The sequence below is a fragment of the Vibrio sp. 1249-1 genome (genome assembly GCF_033340495.1).
Map to the genome: position 1 here is coordinate 1 of NZ_JAWOWJ010000261.1, position 903 is coordinate 903.

1 protein-coding gene and 1 pseudogene are annotated in these 903 nt (G+C 48.8%); both read right to left on the bottom strand.

Going from position 1 to position 903, the window contains the following annotated elements:
* Positions 1-713: DNA-processing protein DprA (locus R7Z50_RS25710; protein WP_318149503.1), on the bottom strand; the 713-nt coding region annotated here is incomplete at its 3' end.
* Positions 697-903 (bottom strand): annotated as a pseudogene (locus R7Z50_RS25715) (peptidoglycan-binding protein); the annotation flags it as partial. The gene R7Z50_RS25710 and the pseudogene R7Z50_RS25715, both read right to left, overlap by 17 nt.

Genomic DNA, 903 nt, shown 5'->3' on the forward strand with positions numbered 1-903 from the left:
CTTTTCTCGGCCGCTTCCACCACTAACACACCTAACGATAAGCCGCTAATAATACGGTTTCGACGCGGAAAGTTTTCTGCTCGAGGCTTGGCATTGGGGCGAAACTCAGAAACCAGTGCGCCATTTTCTGTTAATCGCTGCGCTAAACCACGATGACGAGCAGGAAAAACATGTTCTAAACCAGACCCGAGCACAGCTATCGTCTTACCACCCGCTTGTAGCGCACCATCATGAGCATGGCCATCAATCCCAAGCGCTAAGCCGCTAGTGACAATCAATTCTTGCTGAGCCAACTCTGCCGCAAATTGACGTGCATGGTGTAAACCATCAAAACTAGCGTTACGGCTGCCCACCATGGCAATTTGTGGTTGCGATAAAAAGGTAGGATTCCCCTCGACAAATAACAACGGAGGCGGAGCGACAACTTGCTTGAGTAAAGGGGGATATAAAGGATCGGCCAGCGTCAGAATGTGATGATTTGTAGAAGTGGCTAGCCACGTTAAACAAGCATCGACCTCTTTATCGGCCGAAGCCCAAGCTTGCAACTGTTTGTTCGTCAAACCCAATTGATAGAGCTGTTCAGAAGAGGAATTGATGATATTGCGAGGCGTATCTTTGGCGAGCAGCTTATTCATTTTGACCCCACCGATGCCTGGCAAGCAACTCAGCTTAAGCCAGGCAGCAAGGTCACTGTCGTTATTGCGTGGTTTCATTGGTGGTCGACTCTTGCGTCAGAGGCGAAACCACAGAGACCTCTTTATTGATGGGTTTAGTGCTGGTTGTGATCAACGCCAAGCTAAAGTACTCATAAGGACGAATGACCAGCAACTCACCAACTTTTCGTTGAGGTAGGGTTAGTTGCTTATCGAGGACACCAAACGCTGTCTTGTATTCATGGCGAGC